This is a genomic window from Rhizobium sp. T1470 (assembly GCF_042140505.1).
GTDB classification, from domain to species: domain Bacteria; phylum Pseudomonadota; class Alphaproteobacteria; order Rhizobiales; family Rhizobiaceae; genus Rhizobium; species Rhizobium favelukesii.
In genome coordinates, this window is sequence record NZ_CP148091.1 from 501,038 (window position 1) to 523,659 (window position 22,622).

The 22,622-nt window shown below is 60.0% G+C and carries 12 protein-coding genes and 2 pseudogenes; 9 read left to right on the forward strand and 5 right to left on the reverse strand.

The window, feature by feature from the left end; all coding sequences use genetic code 11:
* The first annotated feature begins 4 nt into the window (after positions 1-4).
* Positions 5-526: a GrpB family protein gene (locus tag WGT02_RS02480; RefSeq protein WP_024313472.1), complete on the forward strand. Its 522-nt coding sequence runs from the start codon at positions 5-7 to the stop codon at positions 524-526.
* Positions 527-916: 390 nt separating this feature from the next.
* Here WGT02_RS02480 and WGT02_RS02485 read toward each other — a convergent pair whose 3' ends face one another.
* Together WGT02_RS02485 and polA are read right to left on the reverse strand one after the other, a co-directional pair.
* A complete protein-coding gene (locus WGT02_RS02485) occupies positions 917-3,250 on the reverse strand; it encodes a DNA translocase FtsK (protein ID WP_208249243.1) in 2,334 nt (777 codons plus the stop codon).
* Positions 3,251-3,422: 172 nt separating this feature from the next.
* Positions 3,423-6,422 (reverse strand): DNA polymerase I, encoded by a 3,000-nt coding sequence (gene polA / locus WGT02_RS02490; RefSeq protein WP_024313474.1) that lies wholly within the window; start codon positions 6,420-6,422, stop codon positions 3,423-3,425.
* Positions 6,423-6,923: 501 nt separating this feature from the next.
* On the opposite strand from polA, the gene WGT02_RS02495 reads away from it, so the two are divergent.
* Both WGT02_RS02495 and WGT02_RS02500 read left to right on the forward strand, forming a co-directional pair.
* A protein-coding gene (locus WGT02_RS02495) for an IS630 family transposase (RefSeq protein ID WP_208245220.1) occupies positions 6,924-7,984 on the forward strand; the annotation gives its coding sequence in 2 pieces (ribosomal slippage) (positions 6,924-7,416 and positions 7,416-7,984; 1,062 coding nt in all).
* 24 nt (positions 7,985-8,008) lie between these two features.
* A pseudogene (locus WGT02_RS02500) lies at positions 8,009-8,422 on the forward strand (MarR family winged helix-turn-helix transcriptional regulator); the annotation flags it as partial.
* Between the two features lie 24 nt (positions 8,423-8,446).
* On the opposite strand, the pseudogene WGT02_RS02505 reads toward WGT02_RS02500, so the two are convergent.
* Positions 8,447-10,803 (reverse strand): annotated as a pseudogene (locus tag WGT02_RS02505) (EAL domain-containing protein).
* 204 nt (positions 10,804-11,007) lie between these two features.
* Between WGT02_RS02505 and WGT02_RS02510 the strand changes: the two are divergent.
* Both WGT02_RS02510 and WGT02_RS02515 read left to right on the forward strand, forming a co-directional pair.
* A complete protein-coding gene (locus WGT02_RS02510) occupies positions 11,008-12,396 on the forward strand; it encodes a M20/M25/M40 family metallo-hydrolase (protein WP_208249241.1) in 1,389 nt (462 codons plus the stop codon).
* 466 nt (positions 12,397-12,862) lie between these two features.
* Positions 12,863-13,645, forward strand: coding sequence for an SH3 domain-containing protein (locus WGT02_RS02515; RefSeq protein ID WP_208249238.1), 783 nt, complete (start codon positions 12,863-12,865; stop codon positions 13,643-13,645).
* Positions 13,646-13,827: 182 nt separating this feature from the next.
* On the opposite strand, the gene WGT02_RS02520 is transcribed toward WGT02_RS02515, so the two are convergent.
* Complete coding sequence (locus tag WGT02_RS02520; protein ID WP_024313477.1) at positions 13,828-14,010, reverse strand: hypothetical protein; 183 nt, start codon at positions 14,008-14,010, stop codon at positions 13,828-13,830.
* Positions 14,011-14,179: 169 nt separating this feature from the next.
* Positions 14,180-14,491, reverse strand: coding sequence for a GCG_CRPN prefix-to-repeats domain-containing protein (locus tag WGT02_RS02525; protein ID WP_024313478.1), 312 nt, complete (start codon positions 14,489-14,491; stop codon positions 14,180-14,182).
* A gap of 234 nt (positions 14,492-14,725) precedes the next feature.
* Between WGT02_RS02525 and WGT02_RS02530 the strand changes: the two genes are divergently transcribed.
* The 4 genes from WGT02_RS02530 to WGT02_RS02545 all read left to right on the forward strand — a co-directional run bounded on the left by WGT02_RS02530 (position 14,726) and on the right by WGT02_RS02545 (position 22,543).
* The gene (locus tag WGT02_RS02530) at positions 14,726-17,071 is read left to right on the forward strand and encodes a transglycosylase domain-containing protein (RefSeq protein WP_024313479.1); all 2,346 of its coding nucleotides are present in this window, start codon (positions 14,726-14,728) and stop codon (positions 17,069-17,071) included.
* 236 nt (positions 17,072-17,307) lie between these two features.
* Positions 17,308-19,224 (forward strand): molecular chaperone DnaK, encoded by a 1,917-nt coding sequence (gene dnaK / locus WGT02_RS02535; RefSeq protein WP_024313480.1) that lies wholly within the window; start codon positions 17,308-17,310, stop codon positions 19,222-19,224.
* An 84-nt stretch (positions 19,225-19,308) separates the two neighbouring features.
* Positions 19,309-20,433 carry a molecular chaperone DnaJ gene (dnaJ, locus tag WGT02_RS02540; protein WP_208249236.1) on the forward strand — a complete coding sequence of 375 codons (1,125 nt, stop codon included), beginning with the start codon at positions 19,309-19,311 and terminating at the stop codon, positions 20,431-20,433.
* A 271-nt stretch (positions 20,434-20,704) separates the two neighbouring features.
* Positions 20,705-22,543 (forward strand): TPR end-of-group domain-containing protein, encoded by a 1,839-nt coding sequence (locus tag WGT02_RS02545; RefSeq protein ID WP_339151146.1) that lies wholly within the window; start codon positions 20,705-20,707, stop codon positions 22,541-22,543.
* Positions 22,544-22,622: the final 79 nt, after the last annotated feature.

Sequence of the window (22,622 nt, forward strand, 5' to 3'; positions counted from 1 at the left end):
AACGATGCGGCCGGTCAGGGTGGTCGACTATGACCCGAAATGGCCCGACCTCTTCGAGGCCGCAAGGGCCGAACTCCTCGATCTGGCCGCCGATCGTATTCTCGCGATCGAGCACATCGGCAGCACTTCGGTTCCAGGCCTGGCCGCCAAGCCGAAAATCGATCTCGATGCCGTGCTCGCGAATGAAACGGCGTTGGCCGAGCTCGGCGCGTTGCTTCCATCCGCCGGTTTTCGGGATCACGGCGATCCCCAAGGCGAAGGCCGCTGGACCTTCACCCGCGATCACGATTGCTATGGCCTGCGTCTCTATCTCTGCACATCAGGCAATCCGGCTCACCGCGACCGCCTCCTATTCCGCGATTATCTCAGGCTCGACCCGGACCGGGCGGCAGAGTATCAGTCGCTGAAACGGCACCTTGCCAAAGAGGCCGACGGCGATTGGGACGTCTATACCGATGGCAAAAGCGACTTCGTAGCCGAGACGCTGCGGCTGGCTAAGGCCGAGACCGAGTTGCCGCGCGGATAATTTTCTTGTGCGATAAAAGACTTGGGAGGGATCTCAACCACTTGTCCAGCCGCATATTGATCGCGTCATTGGACAAGGAGCCGGATCGCGAACCGGATTTGACAGAACTGGTCGAAAGTCCGGCGTCCGGTGATGGTTGCGACAGGTGGATCGAAGGCCGTCAGGGTCGACGGTCCATCCGGAAGGGAGGGGCTGTCAGACGCTCCTGTTGGCCCGGAAGCTCCGGAAACCTCGATACGATCGGGCAGGCTATACCGCCTGACAATCCACATCCACCAACACCACCGCCTGCCCATTCCCACCCGAGCCATGCCGTCGTGGAGATCTCTCCGGCGCGAGGTTTTCTGTTGTCTGCGGCAGCCGTATCAGGGGCTGCCGCAAACGAAGCGATCACTCGCTCTCGCCGCTGCGCGCCGTCACGATCTCTCTTTTGCCGACATGATTTGCCGGGCCGACGAGGCCTTCCTTCTCCATGCGTTCGACAAGCGAAGCTGCGCGGTTGTAGCCAATACCGAGACGGCGCTGAATGTAGGAGGTCGAGCACTTCTTATCGCGCAGGACGACCTTGACGGCCTTGTCGTAGAGATCGTTGCCGTCCTCGGCCGCCATGTCGCCCTTGTCGAAGACGGCGCTGTCCTCGTCGTCGACCTCTTCCTCTTCGTCTGCCGTGACGGTGTCGAGATATTCCGGCCGACCCTGCGTCTTCAGATGCGCGACGACCTTCTCCACTTCGGTATCCGAAACGAACGGCCCGTGCACGCGGGCAATACGCCCGCCGCCCTGCATATGAAGCATGTCGCCCTGACCGAGCAGCTGCTCCGCGCCCTGTTCGCCAAGGATAGTGCGGCTGTCGATCTTCGACGTCACCTGGAAGGAGATGCGTGTCGGGAAGTTCGCCTTGATGGTGCCGGTGATGACATCGACGGACGGACGCTGAGTGGCCATGATCAGGTGGATGCCGGCGGCGCGCGCCATCTGCGCCAGGCGCTGGATCGCCCCTTCGATTTCCTTGCCGGCGACCATCATCAGATCGGCCATCTCGTCGACGATGACGACGATGTATGGCATCGGCGTCAGGTCCATTTCCTGTTGCTCTTCGATCGGCGCACCGGTGCTTCTGTCGAAGCCGGTCTGGATCATGACGTGGATGGTCTCGCCCGTGTCGCGTGCCTGCGCCACGCGGCTGTTGTAGCCGTCGATGTTGCGCACGCCGAGGCGCGACATTTTGCGATAGCGATCCTCCATCTCGCGCACCGCCCACTTCAGCGCCATGACCGCCTTCTTGGGGTCGGTGACAACAGGCGTCAGCAAATGCGGGATACCGTCGTAGACGGAGAGTTCGAGCATCTTTGGATCGACCATGATCAGGCGGCATTGCTCCGGCGACATCCGGTAGAGCAGCGACAGGATCATCGTGTTGATGGCGACGGACTTGCCCGAGCCCGTCGTGCCGGCGACGAGCAGGTGTGGCATCTTCGCGAGCTCGGCGATCACGGGCTCGCCGCCGATCGTCTTGCCGAGGCCGAGCGCCAGCTTGTAGCCGCTCTTCTCGAAATCCTGGCTCTCGATCATCTCGCGGAAATAGACGGTTTCGCGCAGCACGTTCGGCAGTTCGATGCCGATGACATTGCGGCCGGGGACCACCGCAACGCGTGCAGAGAGCGCCGACATCGAACGGGCGATATCGTCGGCCAGGCCGATGACGCGTGAGGATTTGACGCCCGGCGCCGGCTCGAACTCATAAAGCGTGACGACGGGACCGGGGCGGACATGGATGATCTCGCCCTTGATGCCGAAATCCTCAAGTACGCTCTCGAGAAGACCGGCATTCTGCTCCAGCGTCTCCTGCGACATGATCTCGCCAACCCGTTCCGGCGGCTCCTGCAGCAGTGAATGCGATGGGAATTCATAACCGGAGGCATCGATCCTGGAGGGGACAATCTTCTGCGCAGCAAAACGCGGTGCGGGCGCAAGCGGCTGCGGCGCCTGTGTGCGGACCGGCACCGGAGCGATGGGCTGCGTTTTCGGCTGGGCCGCCGACGCTTCCTCGACATGGGGCTGCGTTGCGCGGTTGCGTGTCAAAGCAGGGGCTGGCGCAGCCGGGGCCGGGATGATTGGCGACGGAGCTGGCGCCTGTGCAACAGCTGCTGCGGGCCGTTGGCGGCCAGGCTGCCATTCCAAGATCCGGAACCGGCTGATGATCGATTCCGGACTGACCTCGGGCCTCGGCAGGGAAACCTGAGGAAGCAAGATCGGTTCGGCCGGAGCTTCTTCGAAGGCCATGACTTCCCAGAATGCGAAGTCCGAGATGGACGCCAGTTCGGTGGATGCGCGGATATGCGTTTCAGCATCGGGCTCGACCAAAATCGCCGGCGGCGCAGTTGCAGCCTGCGGCATCTCAATCACGGCCGAGGTCTCCGGTTCGTAAACGTCGAACGGAACGTTGACGACGACCGGTACCGGCGGCTGTGCGCTGACACAGATGTCTGCCGCAACGTGTTCCTGTGTCGCAAGAGGCGGCGTGTGAACCGGGAGGACCGGCACGCGTTTAGGATTGATCAGATTCTCGGGCGTGCGGGTGAACCGCACGTTCGGAGCCAGTGAAAAATTGCTCTGCCAGATTGGTGCCGTAGGCTTCTCGCCCGCGTGTTCCTGCAGCTGTTCACCTTCGACTTCCGTGGAAATATCCTCGGCCCCTGTCAGATTGGTTCTAGGAAAGCGCATACGACCGCTACTCACTCATGATTAGCAACTATTACCCGCTTCCGGATTAGGAAAGGAAGGTTAATAAGTTCCTTCTGCCTGCGCGGTGTTCCGGCGGAAAAGTACAAGAAAAATGTTTTATATCAATGGCTTGCAAGGTAATGAAAATTTTAATGGATTTTCGACGAAGCGCTCAGTGCGCTTCGTCCCAGTTGGTCGCCGACCGCGCATCGACCTTCAGCGGCACGCGCATTTCAAGCGCCGGCATAGTGGCATTTTCCATGACCGAAACGATGATCGGCGTTGCCTTTTCGACGTCGGCATCCTCGACCTCGAAGATCAATTCGTCATGCACCTGCAAGAGCATGCGGACGCGGTCGCCAAGTCCCGCCTCCGCCAGCGCCGGCTCCATCTTGATCATCGCCCGGCGGATAATGTCCGCGGCCGATCCCTGGATCGGGGCGTTGATGGCCGCACGTTCGTTGAAGGCGCGCACCGACGGATTGGAAGAGCGAATCTCCGGATAGTTGATTCGCCGCCCGAAGATCGTTTCGACGTAGCCCTTGTCGCGTGCCATTTGCTTGCGGCTGTCCATGTAATCACGGATGCCGGGGAAGCGCTCGAAGTACTTCTTGATATAGTCGCCCGCTTCCGAGCGTTCGATCGACAGCTGATTGGCAAGACCGAAGGCGGAAATGCCGTAGATGATGCCGAAGTTGATTGCCTTCGCTCGACGCCGCACCTCGGACGGCATGCCCTCGACTGGTACGCTGAACATCTCCGATGCGGTCATGGCATGAATATCGACGCCGTCAGCAAAGGCCTGCGTCAGCTGCGGAATCTCGGCGACGTGCGCGAGCACGCGCAGCTCGATTTGGCTATAGTCGGCCGAGATCAGCTTGTGGCCCGGTGTCGAAATGAAGGCGGTGCGGATCTTGCGACCTTCCGCCGTGCGAACGGGGATGTTTTGCAGGTTCGGTTCTGAGGACGAGAGACGGCCGGTCGTCGTCGATGCCAGTGAATACGAGGTGTGAACCCGCTTCGTCTCGGGATGGATGTATCCCGGCAGCGCATCCGTGTAGGTCGACTTCAGCTTGGTCAGCTGGCGCCAGTCGACGATCTTGCGTGGCAACTCGAAGCCTGCGGCTGCGAGGTCTTCCAAGACGCTTGCCGATGTGGACCACTGGCCGGTCTTCGTCTTGCTGCCGCCGGCGAGCCCCATCTTGCCGAACAGGATGTCGCCCAGCTGCTTCGGCGAGCCGATGGTAAAGCGCCCACCTGCAAGCTTGTAAATCTCATCCTCCAATGCGGCGGCGCCCTGTGCGAGGTCGCCGGACAGACGCGACAGAATTTGCCTGTCGACGGTGACGCCGCGCGCTTCCATGTGCGCCAGAACAGGAAGCAACGGCCGCTCAAGGCGCTCGTAGACCGTGGTCAGCTTTTCGGCGGCAAGGCGCGGCTTCAGAACGAGCCAGAGCCGCAATGTGATGTCGGCATCTTCGGCGGCATAGTGCGTGGCGCGGTCGATGTCGACGAGGTCGAATGTAATGTTCGACTTACCACTGCCGGCCACGTCCTTATAGGCAATCGGGGTGTGGCCGAGGAACTTCTCCGACAGCGGATCCATTCCGTGCGCGCCGGTTCCAGCGTCCAGCACGTAGGAAATGAGCATCGTATCGTCAAAGTTCTTCGTTTCGACGCCGTAACGCTTCATCAGCAGGTAGTCGTATTTGAGGTTCTGGGCGACCTTCAGGATCGACTCGTCTTCCAGCAGTGCCTTCAGTCGGGGAAGGGCATCGCGCATCGGAATCTGATTGTCGGCAAGTCCGCCGCCGAGCAGATCGCCGATGCCTGTCTTGTGGCCGATCGGAACATAGGCGGCGCGGATGCTGGTGCCGGTGGGATCCTTGTCGTTTTCGGCAATCGCCATCGAAAATCCGACGAGCTCGGCCTGCATCGCATCGAGCGACGTGGTTTCGGTATCGAAGGCAACCAGTCCCGTGTCGCGCGCATCGGCAATCCATTTGTCGAGCGTCGCGACATCGCGGATGGTGGCGTAGCGCGAATGGTCGAAGGGCAGGGACGCGAACGCTTCGGCGCGCGCCTTGGCAAGATCGCCTGGCAGGAAAGTGCCTTCACGACCGTTTGCGCCATTCGCTTTCGCGGGAACGGGCACCGACTCGCCGGCGACGTCGGGAATGCCGCCGGCAACCGGCTCCGGCTGGGCGATGTCGAGATCGGGGCCGCGTGCCGCGGCACCCCACTCCACCGGAACGTCGATGGCGTCGATGGCGCTGGCATCACAATCGCAGGCGTCAGCCACGCGCCGCGTCAGCGATGTGAACTGCATTGCCTTCAGGAAGCCGATCAGCTTCGGCCCGTTCTGCGGCTCCAGGATGAGCGCTTCCAGCCCGAGCTCCAGCGGCACGTCCGTGCGCAACCGCACCAGCTCACGCGACAGGCGGGCCTTATCGGCGTTTTCGATGATCGCCTGGCGGCGCTTTTCCTGCTTGATCTCCGTCGCACGCTCCAAAAGCGTGTCGAGGTCGCCATACTCAGCCAGAAGCTGCGCAGCTGTCTTAGGGCCGATGCCGGGGATGCCCGGTACGTTGTCGACCGAGTCGCCGGTCATCGCCTGAAGATCGATCATCTTCTCGGGCGCCACGCCCCATTTTTCGATGACATCGGGAACGGCGATCTGCTTGTCCTTCATGCTGTCGTACATGTGGACGTTCGGCGTGACGAGTTGCATCAGATCCTTGTCCGAGGACACGATGGTCACGTCGGCGCCGACCGCTTCGGCCTGGCGAGCATAGGTCGCGATGATGTCGTCGGCCTCGAAACCTTCGGTCTCGATGCACGGCAGGTTGAAGGCGCGCGTCGCGTGGCGGATGAGGCCGAACTGAGGAATGAGTTCATCGGGTGGCGTCGAGCGGTTTGCCTTGTAGGCGTCGTAGAGATCCTTGCGGAACGTCTTTGCCGAATAATCGAAGATGACGGCCAGATGCGTTGGGGTCACGCCAACCGATGTGTCGCGCGCATCGGTCAGGAGTTTCCACAGCATGTTGCAGAATCCCGACACCGCGCCCACCGGCAAACCGTCGGACTTGCGGGTCAGGGGCGGGAGTGCGTGAAAGGCTCGAAAGATGAAACCGGAGCCGTCGACAAGGAAAAGATGATCGCCTTTTTTCATGGCGTCATGGATAGCGCGGCCACCCCGGAAGGTCCATATAAAGTTCCGAGGCGAAAAGATTCTGCCTCACCAAACTGTTACTAATTTGTAATAGTCAATCTTTAGCTTTCCCTTGAAAAGCCACATTCGCGATCACAAATGATTACTACCGGCGTTTGATCGTGTTGATCGCGTCGAGGGTCTGATAGCTGGCTTGTCCCCCGCCGCATCGGACTTGGACAAAGGCCTTATCCCCTCTCCGGGCCTTTGTCCCCATTTTAGAGCCGCCATAGCCACACCTCCAGGCTATGGCGGCTTTGTTTTTCTGCTCTATCTTCCGACCGACAGCCTGCGATGAAAGTATTTGTGGTACATCGCATGCGATTTGTTGAATTGTTTTGTCGAGTATTTTGCGCCTAACTGAGAAAATGGGAATTATACCAGCGTGAGCGATCTCTGACTCTTTTTGAGGTTTCCAAATCAGTTGAGTTCTGAATCAATACCGCAAACGGAGGTTTGCGGATGACATCAGGAATTCCACTGCGCGATGACTTCGACGGCTTCGCTCTTCGGGCGTTGGCCAAAGGCACGAAGGATGCGGCACAGGCTCGGCGGCTTCTTGCCCTTGCCGAAATCTATGATGGCCATTCCCGCAGCGATGCGGCCAGGATCGGAGGCGTGACCCTGCAAATTGTCCGCGACTGGGTTATTCGCTTCAATGCGCGTGGCCCGTCGGGGCTCATCAATGGCAAAGCACCCGGCAATCAAGGAAAGCTTTCCGACGTGCATCGCCAGGCTTTGGCAAAGATCGTCGAAAGTGGCCCGATACCGGCGGTGCATGGCGTTGTGCGCTGGCGGCGCAAGGATCTTGCTCAATGGCTGTTCCAAGAATATCGGATATCCGTCGATGAAACGACCATTGGCCGCGAATTGAAGGCGCTCGGCTTTGCAAAGCTGTCTGCCCGCCCGCGCCATTACGCCCAGAACGAAGGCGACCTGGAGAGTTTTAAAAAAAGTTCCCCGCCACACTGGCAGCCATCAAAGGCAGGCTCCCGAAGAACGTCGAGATTGAGCTCTGGTGGGCCGACGAAGCTCGGATAGGCCAAAAGAACAAGATCACCCGGCGATGGGCACGCAGGGGAACAAGGCCTTCGGCACCACACGATCAACGCACGATGTGGACCTATATCTTCGGCGCTATCTGCCCCAAGAAGGGCAAAGGTGCGGGTCTCGTTCTTCCCTACTGCGACACCAGCGCCATGAACCAGCATTTGATCGAAATCAGCCAGGCCGTCGATGACGGCGCTCATGCCGTGCTGATCGTTGATCAGGCGGGGTGGCATGTCACGCCGAAGCTCGATGTGCCCGACAACATCACACTGCTCTTCCTGCCGCCACGCTCGCCCGAATTAAATCCCGTCGAGAACGTGTGGCAATTTCTGCGTGACAACTGGTTGTCCAACCGGATCTTCAAAGATTACGAGGACATCGTCGCCCATTGCTGCGACGCATGGAACAAGCTGGTCGCTCAGCCGTGGAAGATCATGTCGATTGGAATGCGTGACTGGGCGCACCGGTTTTGATTAGCGCTCGTTGGTATTAATCGTATGGACTCGGGAGCCTATCTTGCCAGCCAGCTGGCCAAGGGCTTCGCTCGTTCGCTGCAGCAGCGCGCGGCGAGGCTCGGCTTTTCGCCAGGGCAATTCCCGGTTCTTCTCGAACTCTGGGCCGAAGACGGGCTCACGCAGAAGCAGTTGCTGGCTCGCGTCGATATCGAACAGGCGACCATGGCGAACACGCTTGCACGCATGGCGCGCGACGGGCTGATCGATCGCCGTCCGCATCCGTCCGACAAGCGCGCCCAGCTGATCTTCCTCACGGACAAGGCCAAGGGCATGGAAGACGACGCGATCGAGGCGGCGCGTGAAGCCGACCTCGCGCTCTTTCAGGGCTTCAAAAGCTTCGAACGCGAATTGACCCTCGAATATATCCGCCGTCTTCTAGACAATGCCAAGAAGCTCAGAGTTGGCGCAATTCCGCTGGTGTTATGGTCGTCGCGTTGCAAGGGCGGTCAAACCCGTCTCCGCGCACTGAAAGAAAGTTCTCGCGCGAGCCAGCTTCACGCTCGGTTCGATATCAGGCTTGCCGAGAAGCAGACCCTGCAACTGTTCGCAGCCTTCCTCGATAACGATCTGGCGCTGGAGTTCCGTTTCGACACCTTCGGTCACGACCTGAATCCCCAGGCTGTGACCAAGGCCGATGATGGCACGTACGATGGAACGGGCGGCCGCATCGTGCTCGAGGATGCCTGTGAAGCTCCGGTCCACCTTGATCTTGTCGAAGGGCAGGGCACGCAGGTTCGAAAGTGACGAGAAGCCCGTTCCGAAGTCGTCCATGACGATGCGTGCCAAGCCCGTGCAGACGCATCAGCGTTGCGATGACATTGCTTCGGTCGCGCACGAATGCAGCCTCGGTCATTTCCGGCTCCAGCCTATGAGGCGCCAGACCGGTCTCCTCGAGGATTGCTGCGACCCGTTCGCAGAGGTTCGGAAGCATGAACTGCACCGGCGAGACGTTGACGGCGATCGACAGCGGCTGCGGCCAGCGCGCCGCTTCGGTACAGGCCTGGCGCAGCACCCATTCACCCAGCTGCACGATCACGCCGCTTTCCTAGGCAATGCTGATGAAAACCTCGGGGTCACTCATGCCGTGCCCCAGCCGGTTCCACCGCATCAGCGCTTCATAGCCGGTGATTGAGCCGGTTCTGCTGTCGAGAATCGGCTGGTCATTCACGGATAGCTGGCTGCGCGTCGTCGCGTGCCGCAACTCGGCCTCGATCTGCCGACGGGCGCGGACTGCCCCGTCCATCTCCGCGTCGAGGAAGCAGGCCTTGCTGCGACCAGCATGCTTGGCGCGGTAAAGTGCAGTGTCGGCATTGTCGCTCAGCTGCTGTGCGGTGCTCCCATCCGTGGGATAGATCGCAATGCCGACGCTGGCGCCGACGGCCGTCGGATCGCGGGCGATGTCCATTTCGGCCGCCAGACCGCCAAGGATGAGATCGGCGAGCCTGCGCGCCGCGTCCGGCTGCTGCTTGCCCGTCTGGATGATCGCAAACTCGTTGCCGCCCAGACGGGCAACGGTATCGCCTTCGCCTGCCACGCGCTGCAGGATCGCCGAGGCCTTGCAGAGGATCCGGTCGCCTTCGGCGTGTCCAAAGATGTCGTTGACGGCATTGAAACGGTCGAGGTCCAAACAGAAAACGGCAATCTGCGTGCGCTTGCGCTGTGCCAATTGAAGCGCATGCCGGATACGTGTGTCGAATAGCGAGCGGTTCGGCAATCCGGTCAAAACATCGTGCTGCGCCAGATGTTCGATCATTTTCTCGGCGCGCTTGCGCTCGGTCAGATCGCGAAGCACGAGAACCTCGCAGTTGCGTCCGCGGTAGACCATACGGGGGGCCATGGTTTCCACCGGAATCTCGCGTTCGTCCCTGGTGGTCAGCAGCGTTTCCTGATGGGAGATCGTTGCACGCCCATCCATGCTCATCAGCAAGGAGGTCGCATCAGTCCCGACCAATTCGACCAGTTGCCAGCCTGACATTTCCTGGAAGCGCTCATTGGCGTCGACGATTCTCCCTTCGCGCAGGATGAACAGTCCTTTCGACGCGTTTGCAAGGCCTCGGAGATCGGTCAGATGGCTCTCCAGGAACGCTCCGACGAGCGCAACCAGGATCAGGGCTGTCGATACTGCCATGATGATTGCGGCGAGTGTCTTTGGCTCAACAACCGTTGCCGTCACGTCTCGCCCAGCCTGCGGAACGAGAGCTATAGTGCTCATGGATGTGAAATGCATCGCGGCGATGGCGAGCACCATGGCGATCGCCGACACGCGCAGTCGCTTCGCGCCGGTCAGTTTCTTGAAAGAGAGAAAGGCAAGGCTGGAAAGCACGGCACCTATCGAGAGAGCAACGAGTGTTGTAGACGATGTCGACCTGTGCCTCGATCGCCTCCATCCCCGTCAGGTGCATCGACCCGATGCCCAGCGCCATCAAGACTCCACCCGAGACGAAAGAATAATCGCTCGCTTCCTCGGAGGCGACAAGAATCGCCAACCAGGAAACGCATATGGCGAACACGACGGAGAGCGCCGTCAGGCCGAGCCCGGAGGTGATCGTAAAGCCACCATCGTAGGCGAGCATTGAGATGAAATGTGTGGCCCAGATGCCGACGCCGCAGGCAAATGCCGAAGCCATGATCCAGTTTCGTTGCTGCCCAAGATCGCATTCACGGGCGCGAGACAGAAGCAGTATCGAGGCAAGGTTGCCGATTAGGCAAACGACGACGGCGGCAATGATCACGCGCCAGTCATGGTTGTCGCCAATGCAGGTGACCACAGAGAACATATCTCACTTCGAACAACGATTGGCGACAGATTATTTAGGCTCTCCTGGATTACTGTAAATTGTATCTGCGATTTCATACCCTCATCTTCCGGTATCCCTGAGCTTTGTTCTTTTTCAACCGACACTTTTTTGCCCGGTCTTTTTCGCCTCGAAAGCGATCGACCTTTGGTCTATCGTCCCGCGGAATTTCGAAAGGAGTCGGAAATGACCGATGTTATGCCAGTGCTTTCGCGCGCGGACCAGAATTTGCCATCAAGCCTCGACAAGCTGTTCGAACTCTTGCGGATCAAATCCATCTCAACCGACCCGGCCTACAGGGCCGAGTGCCGCAAGGCGGCCGAATGGCTGGTTTCCTATCTCAAGACGCTTGGGTTCGATGCTTCTGTGCGCGACACGCCCGGTCATCCCATGGTTGTCGCCCATCACGCCGCTGCGAGCGCCGACGCGCCGCATGTGCTGTTTTATGGTCACTACGACGTGCAGCCGGTCGATCCCATCGAACTCTGGGAGAACGACCCTTTCGAGCCGTCGATCAAAGATCTGGGCAACGGCCGGAAGATCCTCACCGGTCGCGGTACCGCCGACGACAAGGGCCAGTTGATGACCTTCGTAGAGGCCTGCCGTGCATATAAGGAAATCAATGGTGGGTTGCCCTGCCGCATCACCATCCTCTTCGAGGGCGAAGAGGAATCGGGTTCGCCTTCGCTGAAGCCATTCCTTGACGCCAACGCCGTGGAATTGAAGGCGGACTACGCACTCGTTTGCGACACCGGCATGTGGGATCGTGATACACCGGCGATTGCCGCAGCGCTTCGTGGTCTTGTCGGGGAGGAGGTCGTCGTAACCGCGGCCGATCGCGATCTGCATTCCGGCCTCTTCGGCGGTGCGGCGGCAAACCCGATTCACATCCTGACTGCCGCGCTTGCCGGGCTGCATGATGAAACCGGCCGCATCACCCTTGAAGGCTTCTATGACGGCGTCGAGGAAACCCCGGCCAATATCAAGGCATCCTGGGAAACTCTCGGCAAGACGGCGGAGACCTTCCTCGGCGAGGTCGGTCTGTCGATCCCCTCTGGCGAAAAGGGCCGGTCGGTCCTTGAGCTGACATGGGCGCGTCCGACCGCCGAGATCAACGGCATCTGGGGCGGCTATACGGGCGAGGGCTTCAAGACGGTGATTGCAGCCAAGGCCTCTGCCAAGGTTTCCTTTCGCCTCGTCGGCACGCAGGATCCGGATGCTGTCCGGGAAAGCTTCCGCCGCTACATCAGCTCGAAAATCCCCGCGGATTGCTCGGTCGAGTTCCATCCGCATGGCGGCTCGCCGGCCATCCACCTCTCCTACGATTCTCCGGTGCTGACGAAGGCCAAGAATGCGCTTTCTGACGAGTGGCCGAAGCCTGCCGTTGTGATCGGCATGGGCGGATCGATCCCGATCGTCGGCGACTTCCAGAAGATGCTCGGCATGGAGTCGTTGCTCGTCGGCTTCGGTCTCAGCGACGACCGCATCCACTCGCCGAACGAGAAGTACGAACTCGTCTCCTACCATAAGGGTATCCGCTCCTGGATTCGAATCCTGGACGCGCTGGCCAAGTAACGGGCTGGAAAGGCGTTCTCATTCGAACGTCAGAAAAACAAAAAGGCCGGAACAAACCGGCCTTTCGTCATCCGCTCCACTTCGATGCCAGTACATCCGTGGTCAAGGGGGAAGCGAATGTTGCAGCCAAGGTGATCTGGAAAGGTTAACGATTGGTTAACGGCAGCCACGGCCAGATCGATGGAAGCGGCAACGTTGCTTGCGCGCACAGCTTTCCATCAGCTGCAATATGTTGGCCATCATGTCGCAATGCGGCGGCCGTATTTCAAGTAGGGCAATGCATTTCGAGGCTTTCTCTCGTTCAACTCGGGTTCATCCGAGCGAACTACAAATCATTGAAAGAAAAAGGTGATTGAGGTGAGATCGGCGCGAGGCGGCGAATGCCTAAACCATGCGCGAGATACGCTGGCACCCTTTCGGAAAACGCGGGCAGCACGGTTGCCTGCGTCGTCAAAGGAGTTGAAACGTGAAGTCCATACTGATGCAGGCCGCCGCGGCGGCCGCGCTTTTACTCGCACCGGCGATTGCTGAGGCAGCCGAGGGATTTGCGACAGCCAACGTCAACATGCGCGCCGGACCGAGCACGCAATATCCCGCCGTAACTGTGATTCCCGCCGGCGAATCGGTAGAGATCCATGGTTGCCTCGCGGATGTGCCGTGGTGCGATGTGGAATTCCATGGCGGTCGTGGCTGGGTCGCCGGTCGCTATGTCCAGGCACTCTATCAGAGCCGGCGCGTCTACGTCGGGCCAGAATACTACCGCCCCCTCGGAATTCCGACCGTGGTCTTCAGCGTCGGAAACTACTGGGATCGCAACTACCGCAATCGCGATTTCTATCGCGACCGCGATCGTTGGCGCCGTAACCCCGTCTATGATCGCCCGCCGGCTGTCGTTCGCCCAGTACGCCCCCCGGAATTCGACCGAAATCCTGCACCCGGTCGCCCACGGCCTGATTTTGACCGGGGACCCGACCCGCGGCCGGACTTCGGTCGCGGCCCGGATCGCAGGCCCGACGGAAGCCGCAGGCCGGACCGTCGCCCGGAGCAAGGCTTATCACCTGCTCGGCAGCCAGATTTCGACCGCGGCCCCGGCCGTCAGGATTTTCAGGGACGGCCCAATGACAATCGTCGGGACTTCCAGCGACCGCCGCAGCGAAACGATGACGCAAATCAGCGTCGCCGCGGCGATGGCGGTCGTGGGCCGCCTCCTTGCCAGCCGGGTGATCCGGCCTGCGGCAACCAACAGTGATGAATCCGGGCGGTTGCAAGGCCGCCCTTCTTGCAGCCGACATGAGAAGGCCCGGCGCTCTGGGAGAGACGCCGGGCCTGATCGCGATCGGCACGTTTGAGGGGAGACGGCCGACCCGTAGCGAAACGTGTAGGGCGTGTTTCGCTACGGAATTAATTCACTAGTTCGCTAATAGTTCCCTGCTACCAGAGAGAAACGGAGTTCTGCCGATAGACGAGCAGCTCGCGCATCTCTGCGAACGGGCCGTGCAGCATCTTCAGGCGGCTTTCTTCCATCTTTGTCAGCCGGTAGCGGCGCGCAAACTCATGCACGCTCCAGACTTCGCGCAGCTTGAATTCTTCGATATTGCTAATGTCGATGCTCATAAATGCCTACATCTGCGCGCTCTGCGCTAATCCTAGGCGCAATTCGACGTGCTATATGTCAGATTTGTGACGGTAGCAACGAATGGCAGCTATGCCATAAAAGCGTGGCTTGATAAGCTAAATGAAGCAAAGCCCGGGCCGAGTGGGCGCCGGGCTTTGCTTATCTTTATCAGCGCCAATCGCCGTCACGTCCACGATCCCATCCGTAGGATCTCTCATAGCGCCAACCATAGCGGGGCGGGGGACCGCGCCATCCATAGCGGCGGTCGTCGCGCCATCCGTAGCGCGGCGGCGGCGGCCGGTTCCAGTTCGGTCGGCAATTTCCCCACCGAGTGAGATGATAGCCGCGACCGCAAGCATAATCGACAAGCACCGTATTCTCGGCCGCAGCACCGTTTACCGGCGCGACCGGCATCGCTTCAGCCGCGGAAACACCAAATCCACAAATGGCGATCGCGGCTGCAATCATTCTCATACGCATCTCTGCACCTCTGTTATGCAAGTCCCTTGCACGTGGATTAGAGAGCTCGTTGGGTGAACGGGGGCTGAACCAAATTTGACATTGTTGGGGCAATCGTTGGCCCCGTTCTAACCACGTCTTAACCACCCCTTAAATCGCCGCATTTAAAGTTCAACCGACTGGAGAACCGTTTGGCAAAACGCGGTTTCTGCGATGTTGCAGCTTAGAGCGAAGATGGGGTGCACCGGGTACTAGATGGCGGGCGGAGGCAAATCACGCGACAGGATCGAACCGTCTTTCAGCGGCCGCGACGACCGCGACGATGATGACGATTTCTCGCTCGATGCCGACGACCGTGTGGTGCGTGGACGCTCGAGCAAGCGGGTGGCTCCAAAATCGTCTCGCACACGGCAGCCCGAGAGACGCAAGCGCGGCCGCGGGGAACGCGAAGGTGGAAGCTTCTTCGGCTTCATCCGTCGTATTGTCTACTGGTGTATCGTTTTTGGCATCTGGGCCGGCATCGGCATTACCGGCCTCGTCGTCTACTACGGATCGCGCATGCCAAGCGCCAGCACCTGGGCCATTCCCGAGCGCCCCCCGAACGTCAAGATCACTGCGGTCGATGGCAGCGTCATCGCCAATCGCGGCACGACAGGCGGCGAAGCGATCGCGCTCGAAGACATGTCGCCATACATTCCCGAAGCGATCGTGGCCATCGAAGACCGCCGCTTCTATTCGCATTTCGGCGTCGACCCGCTTGGCCTCGCACGCGCCTTCGTCACCAACCTGACGACCGGGCACATGGTCCAGGGCGGCTCGACGCTGACGCAGCAGCTTGCAAAGAACCTCTTCCTGTCACCGGACCGCACGCTCGAGCGCAAGGTGCAGGAAGTCCTGCTCGCGCTTTGGCTCGAGCAGAAATATACCAAGGATCAGATCCTTGCCATGTATCTTAATCGCGTCTTTTTCGGATCGAACGCCTATGGCGTCGAAGCTGCCTCGCGCCGCTACTTCAACAAGTCCGCACGTGATGTGAACCTTGGCGAAGCCGCTCTGCTAGCTGGCCTTGTTAAGGCGCCGTCGCGCCTTTCGCCGGCGCGCGATCCGCAAGCGGCGAACGCCCGTGCGCAGGTCGTGCTGCAGACGATGCGGGATCAGGGCTACATCACCGATGACGAAGTGAAGACCGCGATGTCGCAAACGCCGGCCAAGGCGAAGCGCTATTGGTCGGGCGCCGGGCACTATGTGGCGGATATGGTCATGGACCAGCTGCCCGGCCTGATTGGCGACGTCAAGGAGGACATCGTCGTCGATACGACGATCGACAAGACGCTGGAGAAGCGGGCCGAGCAGTCGCTGAACGACGTGTTGGGCAAGGATGGTGCCAAGCTCGACGCCTCGCAGGCTGCGTTGGTCTCACTCGACGGGACCGGCGCTATCCGCGCGCTCGTCGGCGGCAGGGACTATGCCGACAGCCAGTTCAATCGTGCGGTCACGGCCAAGCGGCAGCCGGGTTCATCCTTCAAGCCTTTCGTGTATGCGGCGGCGCTGGAAAAGGGCCTGACGCCGTTCTCCGTATTCAATGACGCGCCGATCCGCATCGGCGATTGGACGCCCGAGAACTACGAGAAGAAGTATAATGGCGAAGTGACACTTGCGACGGCCCTTGCAAAGTCGCTGAACACCGTCGCCGCCCAGCTCGTCATGTATGATGGGCCGGACCAGGTCATCAAGCTGGCACACCGTCTCGGCATCGAATCGGAACTGCAGCCCAATGCCTCTATTGCGCTCGGCACGTCGGAAGTGTCGTTGACCGAGCTCACAGGCGCCTATGCAGCGTTCATGAACGGCGGCTATAAGGCAACGCCGCACGTGATCCGGCGCGTGACGACGGCTGACGGCAGCAAGGTGCTGTATGAGAACACCTACGACAACCCGCCCCGTGTGCTGTCGGAAGCCATTGCCGCCAACATGAATACGATGATGATGGGCGTCATCAACCAGGGAACGGGAAAAAGTGCCAAGCTTTCCGGTTGGCAGGCAGCCGGCAAGACCGGCACCACCCAGAATTCCCGCGACGCGCTGTTCGTTGGCTTCACCAGCAACCTGACCACCGGCGTGTGGTTCGGCAATGACGATGGCAAGCCGATGAAGAAGGTGACAGGCGGCGGGCTGCCGGCCAAGGCATGGCAGGAGTTCATGGTCGCAGCCCACAAAGGTCTGTCGCCGGCACCGCTGTTCGGCAACGGGCAGTTTATGGCAGACCCGGCCAATTCTGGCTTCGGCGATCAGCCGGTGGCGTCTGCCGAGCCCGGTGTGGCGCCGCCGCTTGAGGAGCCGACGACGATTGGCAGCATCCTTTCTGGTGTCTTTGGCGAATCGGCCGATGTGAGCGGGCGTTATCCACAGGCGCCCGACCGGCCAAAACGGCAGCCGATGGCCCCGACCCATGGCGGCCCGATCCCTCCCGCCGATGTCGCTCAGGATGGTGGCTACGGGGACGGCGATGCGCTTCCGCCGGGCGATATTGGCGAGCCTGAACCATCGCCGGGCGGTCGTCCGAGACGGACGACTCTCCTCGACCTGATTATGGGACAATAGTCAACGAGTTTTGGCCAGGAAAACGCGATCGTCCTATGCCCGTCAAAATTAATTGTTGGGCGCTTGTTTTGCCGGTTTTCTGGCTGGTTCTCGCCTTGCAGTCCCGAAAACCGCTCCTTATATACGCGGCATCACCGCAATCACGATTGCGTTAATCTTAAAGACCCATCCCGTAAGGGGCTGTCAGGGAAATGCCTTCTCGGGGTTCCGACAGCTTGCTTCAAGGAGAGAATGACATGGCAAAAGTAATTGGTATCGACCTCGGAACGACAAATTCCTGCGTCGCGGTCATGGACGGCAAAGACGCAAAGGTCATTGAGAATGCGGAAGGTGCGCGTACGACCCCTTCCATGGTGGCATTTTCTGACGATGGCGAACGCCTCGTCGGCCAGCCGGCCAAGCGCCAGGCGGTCACCAACCCCACGAACACCCTCTTCGCAGTAAAGCGCCTGATTGGCCGCCGCTACGAGGATCCGACCGTTGAGAAGGACAAGAGCCTCGTCCCCTTCCATATCGTCAAGGGCGACAATGGCGACGCATGGGTCGAGGCCCAGAGCAAGTCCTATTCTCCGGCACAAATCTCCGCGATGATCCTTCAGAAGATGAAGGAAACCGCCGAATCCTATCTCGGTGAAAAGGTCGAGAAGGCTGTTATCACCGTTCCCGCATACTTCAACGACGCACAGCGCCAGGCAACCAAGGATGCCGGAAAGATCGCTGGCCTCGAAGTTCTGCGCATCATCAACGAGCCGACGGCGGCTGCACTCGCCTACGGTCTCGACAAGAAGGATGGCAAGACGATTGCCGTTTACGATCTTGGTGGCGGTACCTTCGATATCTCGATCCTCGAAATCGGTGACGGCGTCTTCGAAGTGAAGTCGACCAATGGCGATACCTTCCTCGGCGGTGAAGACTTCGACATGCGTCTCGTCGAATATCTCGTTGCCGAGTTCAAGAAGGACAACGGCATCGACCTCAAGGGCGACAAGCTTGCTCTGCAGCGCCTCAAGGAAGCTGCTGAAAAGGCGAAGATCGAACTGTCGTCGGCCCAGCAGACCGAAATCAACCTGCCGTTCATCACGGCTGATGCGACCGGCCCGAAACACCTGACGCTGAAGCTGACGCGCGCCAAGCTCGAAAGCTTGGTTGATGATCTGGTCCAGCGTACGATCGCACCGTGCAAGGCAGCTCTGAAGGATGCAGGTGTCACGCCTGCTGAAATCGATGAAGTCGTTCTCGTTGGCGGCATGAGCCGCATGCCGAAGGTCCAGGAAGTCGTCAAGCAGCTGTTCGGCAAGGAACCCCACAAGGGCGTCAACCCTGACGAAGTCGTGGCACTCGGCGCAGCCATCCAGGCCGGTGTTCTGCAGGGCGACGTCAAGGACGTTCTGCTTCTCGACGTAACCCCGCTGTCCCTCGGTATCGAGACCCTTGGTGGCGTCTTTACGCGTCTGATCGAGCGTAACACCACGATCCCGACGAAGAAGTCGCAGACCTTCTCGACCGCCGACGACAACCAGCAGGCCGTCACCATCCGCGTTTCGCAGGGCGAGCGTGAAATGGCTGCCGACAACAAGCTGCTCGGCCAGTTCGACCTCGTTGGCCTGCCGCCGGCACCGCGTGGCGTTCCGCAGATCGAAGTCACCTTCGATATCGACGCCAACGGCATCGTCCAGGTTTCGGCCAAGGACAAGGGCACCGGCAAGGAACAGCAGATCCGCATCCAGGCCTCGGGTGGTCTCTCCGACGCCGACATCGAGAAGATGGTCAAGGACGCCGAAGCCAATGCTGAAGCCGACAAGAAGCGTCGCGAAGGCGTAGAAGCCAAGAACCAGGCCGAAAGCCTGATTCACTCCACGGAAAAGTCGCTGAAGGATTACGGCGACAAGGTCTCTGAAGCCGACCGTACTGCGATCTCCGACGCGATCGCTGCTCTGAAGTCTGCCGTCGAAGCAACCGAGCCGGATGCTGAAGACATCAAGGCAAAGACCCAGACCCTCATGGAAGTTTCCATGAAGCTCGGTCAGGCGATCTATGAAGCCCAGCAGGCGGAAGCCGGCTCTGCCGACGCTTCGGCGGAAGGCGGCGATGACAATGTCGTCGATGCCGACTACGAAGAAGTCAAGGACGACGACCGCAAGAAGTCCGCTTAAGCGAGGCGAAGCGGTCAAGCTTGAAACTGACATTCCGGCTGTCTTTGCGGCAGCCGGAAATCCATTTCCGGGGTCTAATCCTTAATGGCAAAAGCCGATTTTTACGAAACGCTGAGTGTCGCCAAGACGGCGGACGAAAAAGAGCTGAAAAGCGCCTTCCGCAAACTCGCCATGAAGTACCATCCGGACAAGAATCCGGGCGACCATGACGCTGAGCGCAAGTTCAAGGAGATCAACGAAGCCTACGAGATGCTCAAGGATCCGCAGAAGCGCGCGGCCTATGACCGTTACGGTCACGCAGCCTTCGAACACGGAGGCATGGGCGGTGGTGGCGGTTTTGGCGGCGGCGGATTCTCCGACATTTTCGAGGATATCTTCGGTGAGATGATGGGCGGCGGCCGTCAGCGCCAGCGCTCTTCCGGCGGCCGCGAGCGTGGCGCCGATCTTCGCTACAACATGGAAATTTCGCTGGAGGAGTCCTTCTCCGGCAAGACGGCGCAAATCCGGGTTCCGACATCGATTACCTGCGACGTCTGTTCCGGCTCGGGCGCAAAGCCCGGCACGCAACCGAAGACCTGCGGCACCTGCCAGGGTTCGGGCCGCGTGCGTGCTGCACAGGGCTTCTTCTCGATCGAGCGCACATGCCCGACCTGCCATGGTCGCGGTACGATCATTCCCGATCCCTGCACGAAGTGCCACGGCCAGGGCCGCGTCACCGAAGAGCGGTCGCTCTCCGTGAATATTCCGGCTGGCATCGAAGACGGCACGCGGATTCGCCTGCAGGGCGAAGGCGAAGCTGGCATGCGCGGCGGTCCGGCGGGTGATCTCTATATCTTTCTGTCGGTCAAGCCGCATGAATTCTACCAGCGTGACGGCGCGGACCTCTACTGCACGATCCCGATCTCGATGACGACGGCCGCTCTCGGCGGTACCTTTGACGTAGCGACGCTCGACGGCACGAAGTCACGCGTGACGGTGCCGGAGGGCACGCAGGCTGGCAAGCAATTCCGCCTGAAGGGCAAGGGTATGCCGGTGCTGCGTTCGCCGCAAACGGGCGACCTCTATATCCAGATCCAGATTGAGACGCCGCAGAAACTGACGAAGCGTCAACGTGAACTTCTTCAGGAGTTCGAGCAGCTTTCCTCGAAGGAGAACAATCCGGAATCGACCGGGTTCTTCGCGCGAATGAAGGAATTCTTCGAGAACTGATCAATCATCGATGAAACGTCGCAAAGGCCCGGTTGTTGTAACCGGGCCTTTGTTATTTGCTGTTCCGGCTCGACTATACACGGTTGTTGCGCTGGCTCGACGTTCACATTCAAAATCGCTTTATTATCCTGGATCAACCAAATGATTGGTGGGACATTGAGATAATAAAAGGTTAAATTGGTGAGCCTAGCAACATCGCAGCGCCGGGGGACACTTGGAACGCCGTCTCGCAGCCATCCTCGCAGCAGACATCGTCGGCTACAGCCGATTGATGGGCTCAGACGAATCCGGGACCCTGAGCGCGGTGAAAAACTGCCGCACGGAGCTTCTCAATCCGAAGATTGCGCAGCATCGCGGCCGCGTCGTCAAGCTGACCGGCGATGGCATGCTGGTCGAATTCTCCAGTATCGTGAATGCCGTCGCCTGCGCCGATGAGGTGCAGCGGGAAGCTGCTCAGCGAAACCTGTCGGTCCTGGAGGAGGACAAGCGCATCGAATTTCGCATCGGCATCCATCTGGGCGATGTGATCGTTGAGGAGGGCGATATCTTCGGGGATGGCGTCAATGTTGCCGCCCGACTGGAAACACTGGCTGAACCCGGTGGCATTGCCGTTTCCGCCTCGGTCAGAGACCATGTCGGTTCACGGCTCGACCTGTCCTTCGAGGATCGCGGTGAACACAGGCTCAAGAACATCAAGGAGCCGGTCCGGGTCTATGCGATCTCCCCGCGGCGGGCATTGCCATTGAAGGTGAACAAGGCCGCGTTGACCGCTGCCAGGGAAAAGCACAAGCAGCTCGTTGCCGTGCTGCCTTTCACCAACATGAGCGGCGACGCCGAGCAGGAGTATTTTTCGGACGGCATCACCGAAGACATCATCACCGATCTCTCCAAGGTTTCGAACCTTTACGTCGTCGCGCGCAATACCGCCTTCACCTACAAGGGCAAATCCGTGCAGGTGAAGCAGGTCGCAGCCGAGCTTGGCGTCGATTTCGTTCTCGAGGGGAGCGTGCGCAAGGTCGGGCAGCGTGTCCGCATCACCGGGCAGCTGATCGATGCGAGGAATGGTGGTCACCTGTGGGCCGATCGGTTTGACCGCGATCTGACCGATATCTTTGCCATCCAGGACGAGATCACCCACGCGATCGTCGATCAACTCAAGATCAAGCTGCTGCCCGAGGAGCGGCGAGCGATCGAAGCCGAACCGACATCCAATGTCGAAGCCTATACCTATTATCTGCGCGGCCGGCAGCTTTCCCACACCTGGACAAGACCTTACCTGCTTCTGGCGCGGCGCATGTTTGCAACGGCGGTCGCGCTGGATCCGGAATATGCGCGTGCCTTTGCCGGCATGGCGGATTGCGAGTCGGCGCTGCGCGACTGGCACGCCGGTGAGTATACGCTGCAGGGGATTCTCAGCCTGAGCGCCAAGGCGCTCGCACTCGATCCAAACCTTGCGGAGGCACATGCCTCGCGAGGCTTGGCCTTGCACCAGGACGGCCGAGACGAGGAGGCGCTTGTCGAGTTCGAGAAGGCTCTCGCTTTGGAACCCGATCTCTATGAGGTCAACTTCCATTACGGACGCTTCCTCTTCATGCAGGGCAAGTTCGAGGGCGCGATCACCTTTTTCACCAGGGCAGCCGAGATACGCCCCGACGACTATCTATCGCCGATCCACCTGATGAGCGCCTGTCGGTCGCTTGGGCTGATGGAGGAACGGGAGCATTGGGCGCGCGTATGCATCGAGCGCGCCGAGCAGGCGTTGGAGCGCCATCCGGAAAATTCGGGACCCGCTCATCGTGGAGCGCTTGCGTTGGCTCACCTGGGCGACGCCGAAGGAGCAAAGGAATGGGTTAAGCGTGCCCAGATGATCGATCCAGACGACATTGTTGCGCAATACAACATCGCGTGCGTCTATGCGCTGCTGAACGAATGCGACGCCGCGCTCGACCTGCTGGAAGCGCTACTGCCGCAGTCGTCTTGCTATCACATCCTGTGGTTCAAGCATGATTCGGACCTCGATTCGGTGCGCGATCATCCGCGATTCGAGAAGATGCTGGATGCGATAGCGGCATGTTCGGCCTCGATGGACTTCAAGGAGGCATCGGAATAGCGTCGTCGCCCGCCGACTGCTCCATAATGAAACAAGCGCGCCCGCGCTTCTGCCTTGCGTTAACGCAGGCAGTGAATGG